Source organism: Phyllobacterium sp., assembly GCF_037994425.1.
Lineage (GTDB): Bacteria > Pseudomonadota > Alphaproteobacteria > Rhizobiales > Rhizobiaceae > Phyllobacterium.
Map to the genome: position 1 here is coordinate 1 of NZ_JBBNAM010000049.1, position 3,242 is coordinate 3,242.

Here is a 3,242-nt window from a genome sequence, read left to right on the forward strand (position 1 = left end):
CGCCTTCCTCAACAAGAACCTGGTCGATACGCTCGGATCCGTTAAAGGCGAGGGATGCCTGACGGAGGTCGACATTACCATAAAGCGTCAGTACGTCGCTGGCGGCAGGGCGATGCCAGTACCACCAGGCCCCTCCGCCGATAGCGGCAAGGATAATCAGAAAGATCAATATGCGAATTGGCTTGCTCATGATCGCCAACATACTCAACTCATAGGATTATGTCAAATTGCAATTTGAATTTCAACTTTCAAAAGATGGAAAATTCGGATAGAATGATTCCATGGCGAGACAAGCATCACGAAAACTTCCCGGCCGCCGCGAAGATGGCGCAACGACGAAAGCCCAGATCCTGGAGGCGGCAGGGGAGGTCTTTGCCGAAAAAGGCTTTGACCGCGCCACCGGCAAGGAGATTGCTGAGCGGGCAGGGAGTAACTCTGCCGCGGTCAACTACTACTACGGGGGGATCGAGGGTCTATATGGCGAAGTGCTGGTCGAGGCGCATCGCCGCCTCCTCACTTATGACAGCCTGGTAAAGATAGCGGAGGGGTCGGGCGAACCCAAAGAAAAGCTGCGGACACTGATTGGGCTGATTGCGCGGACCGTAATCGGTTCCGCGCGATCGTCTTGGGCGCTCGGCGTTCTCGGCCGCGAGATACTATCTCCCTCATCGGCATTTGCAGTGCTTGTCGATAGGGAAATCCTGCCGAAGAAACTGGTTGTGACCACCATCGTGGGAGAGATTTTAGGGCTGTCTCACGACGATCCCGTCGTCACGCGCTGCGCCCTCAATATCATTTCGCCATTTGCCATGCTTGTGGTCGGCAACAAGCAGATATTTACCCGGGTTCTACCCGGACTGAATCCGGACGAGCCGCAGGCTCAGAACGAAATCGTTCAGCATTTTCAGAGATTTGCCATGGCTGGGCTCGAAGCGACAGCCCTGGCCCTGCGCTCTGATCATTGATGCATCTGGATGGGTGGCCAGCGATATGAGTCGGTGATGTTTTCTGCGGGCTTTGTCTCGGCCTTGTCGGGTTGCTGGGATTTGGCGATCGCCTCGCGTAGCATTTGCCATTCGCGCTCATGACGTTGATAGACATCCTGCGGAACGGTCGGTGTGGTCATTCTGCAACCTCCAGTGTTGGGTGCGCGCCGAGGCGTCGCGGAGCCGATAACGTTCAAATAATGCGCCGGTTCCGCTTATTCCATTCAAGAATTGCAACCGGCATTTACAGACTCACAGTTCACCAATATGCCCAAGATAGCATTTGCGTGAACGGGGAACTTATCTGTTCATGGCAAGTTCATGGACCGAGGTGCATCTAAGAATCGTACCGTTTTTCGCAGGAGGCATTTATGCAAAGAACACTTTCCGCCATGTCAGCCGCAGTCGTCGGTTTGGCGATGTTGCTGGCTACGGCAATATCGTCGTTCGCCGCGCCGGTTGCCCCCCAGGCCGTGCAGGTAACATCCAATATTGAACAGGTGCATTCGCGGGATAGGTATCGCCCATATTACCGCCATGGTTGGAATAATCGCCATAATGGTTGGAACAGATCGTATTACCGCAGCCAAAGGAACTGGGGCAGGTCACATTGGGGTCGGTCAAATTGGGAGCGCCGCAATGTTCGGACCTATGGCGACCGCAGGTGGCGCCAGAACCAGATGGGCGGCAGCGGACGTAGCCATCAGTAACGGAAAATAGTAATAGAAATCAGCGTACCGGAGGGCGGCGTCAGCCGCCCTTTTTCTGTATCGTCAGCTAGCTAGCCATTCTTTCGTTTCAGCGCCTCATATCCGACGCGCACTTTCTCGGCGAGCGTCAGAAGCCTGTCCTTGCACGTTTTTGCATCGAGATCGCCGGGCTGTTTCGGTCCGGCTATCACGTCCCGCAGCCAGCCGCGTACGGTCTTATCCGCTTCATCCGCGGATTTTCCAAGCGCTCGTAGCACCGTTTCGCTGCTTTCGATCGCGGAATAGTGCGGCTCCCGCCCCAGGGCATCCTGGCACTGATAGGATGCGATCACGAGAGTCCTTGCGTCCGCCACCACTTGGTCGGTACCTGCGGGCTTGCCGCTCGTAGAGGTACATGCTGCCAGAAAAACCGCCAGCATTCCCGCGCTCAATGATGAAAGTCGCATAAATCTTCCCCTGTTGCGTCCAGCAAGCTATTCAAGCGTCGCTGCGGTGTCGAGCGTCAGGGGACGAGGAAATGCTTGGTCCAGTCTTCTACAGGCACCAGTCCGCCGATCTTGTACTTGAAACCGACAATTTGCATGTTATCGGCGCTGGTCTCGCATTTGTATTTAAGATGGTACCAAGCGCCATCACTGCGGAAGGCGGCGCCGCGCGTTTGAATGGCATGTTCCTGCATGCGCGGCTCGGCGAATGCATAGGCAAGAACCTTGTCCGGGTTGAAGTTGCCTTCCTCGTTGCGAATGCGTTCCATGGCTTCAACGTCGCAGCGCTGTTCCAGCCGGGTTTGCGGATCGAGCTTCCGCAGGCCCGATTCTTCGCGCGAATCCATTGCAAGTGCTGGATGAAACGCCAGCGCGCATAACGCAACCGCAACCAAGACTTTCCTCATACGACTACCATCCAAATTTTGCCTTGCGAACAAGCCGGGAGACTAAGAGAAGGGAGTGTCGATCGCCAAGCCCCCGAAATCCTACAACCACAGATTTAATTCATCATCGACAGTACTACCGATCCAATATGATGGTCGGACGCCCCGGATAGAGGTCAAAACAACCGGTCCGCTGCTTCGCCGAAGGGATCGCAGGCGTGATGGATCTGCCATGATCGCGCACTTGGGCGGCATATGGCATTTTTTGCAGAAAAGCCAACAAAGCCCTTGCAAACAAGGGGTTTCATCTTTAGTCAGCGTCCTCGGAGAGGTGGCCGAGTGGTCGAAGGCGCTCCCCTGCTAAGGGAGTAGGGCTCAAAAGGCTCTCGAGGGTTCGAATCCCTTCTTCTCCGCCATTAACTTTTCATAACTAACTGTTTTTAGATTATTTTCTGTAATGATGGGGTTTTACCCTGCACCTTTTCCTGCACCTTCAGCTTGTGCTGTTCGCTCATTTGCCGCGCGTGTTGGTAATGCAGAGGTACGTCTAACAATCGCCTCACATTTCGCCCGGGTATCCGAAGGTAAGGCGCTAAAGTGGCTAAATCAGTCGCTGCCTTGCTCTTGTCCAGTATTGCATCGGCCGCGCCGTGGCCCAAGGCTTCGCAGCCGACG

The 3,242-nt window shown here is 55.0% G+C and carries 5 protein-coding genes, 1 tRNA gene and 1 pseudogene; 2 read left to right on the forward strand and 5 right to left on the reverse strand.

The window, feature by feature from the left end; genetic code table 11:
• Positions 1-190: pseudogene (locus AAAB35_RS03125) on the reverse strand (hypothetical protein); the annotation flags it as partial.
• 91 nt (positions 191-281) lie between these two features.
• Here AAAB35_RS03125 and AAAB35_RS03130 point away from each other — a divergent pair.
• Positions 282-965 (forward strand): CerR family C-terminal domain-containing protein, encoded by a 684-nt coding sequence (locus tag AAAB35_RS03130; RefSeq protein WP_340666774.1) that lies wholly within the window; start codon positions 282-284, stop codon positions 963-965.
• Here AAAB35_RS03130 and AAAB35_RS03135 read toward each other — a convergent pair.
• The 3 genes from AAAB35_RS03135 to AAAB35_RS03145 all read right to left on the reverse strand — a co-directional run bounded on the left by AAAB35_RS03135 (position 959) and on the right by AAAB35_RS03145 (position 2,588).
• Complete coding sequence (locus tag AAAB35_RS03135; protein ID WP_340666775.1) at positions 959-1,126, reverse strand: hypothetical protein; 168 nt, start codon at positions 1,124-1,126, stop codon at positions 959-961. The genes AAAB35_RS03130 and AAAB35_RS03135 overlap by 7 nt on opposite strands.
• Positions 1,127-1,767: 641 nt before the next feature.
• Positions 1,768-2,142, reverse strand: coding sequence for a hypothetical protein (locus tag AAAB35_RS03140; RefSeq protein WP_340666776.1), 375 nt, complete (start codon positions 2,140-2,142; stop codon positions 1,768-1,770).
• 56 nt (positions 2,143-2,198) lie between these two features.
• Complete coding sequence (locus tag AAAB35_RS03145) at positions 2,199-2,588, reverse strand: DUF930 domain-containing protein (RefSeq protein WP_340666777.1); 390 nt, start codon at positions 2,586-2,588, stop codon at positions 2,199-2,201.
• Positions 2,589-2,892: 304 nt separating this feature from the next.
• Between AAAB35_RS03145 and AAAB35_RS03150 the strand changes: the two genes are divergently transcribed.
• Positions 2,893-2,983: transfer RNA gene (locus AAAB35_RS03150), tRNA-Ser, on the forward strand.
• A gap of 24 nt (positions 2,984-3,007) precedes the next feature.
• Here AAAB35_RS03150 and AAAB35_RS03155 read toward each other — a convergent pair.
• The coding region (locus tag AAAB35_RS03155) for a hypothetical protein (RefSeq protein ID WP_340666778.1) at positions 3,008-3,242 on the reverse strand (235 nt) is incomplete at its 5' end.

What these genes read in the sequence shown, in the direction of transcription:
- AAAB35_RS03130 (WP_340666774.1), top strand. Translation starts at nt 282, where the DNA reads ATGGCGAGACAAGCATCACGAAAACTTCCCGGCCGCCGCGAAGATGGC.
- AAAB35_RS03135 (WP_340666775.1), bottom strand. Translation starts at nt 1,126, where the DNA reads ATGACCACACCGACCGTTCCGCAGGATGTCTATCAACGTCATGAGCGC.
- AAAB35_RS03140 (WP_340666776.1), bottom strand. Translation starts at nt 2,142, where the DNA reads ATGCGACTTTCATCATTGAGCGCGGGAATGCTGGCGGTTTTTCTGGCA.
- AAAB35_RS03145 (WP_340666777.1), bottom strand. Translation starts at nt 2,588, where the DNA reads ATGAGGAAAGTCTTGGTTGCGGTTGCGTTATGCGCGCTGGCGTTTCAT.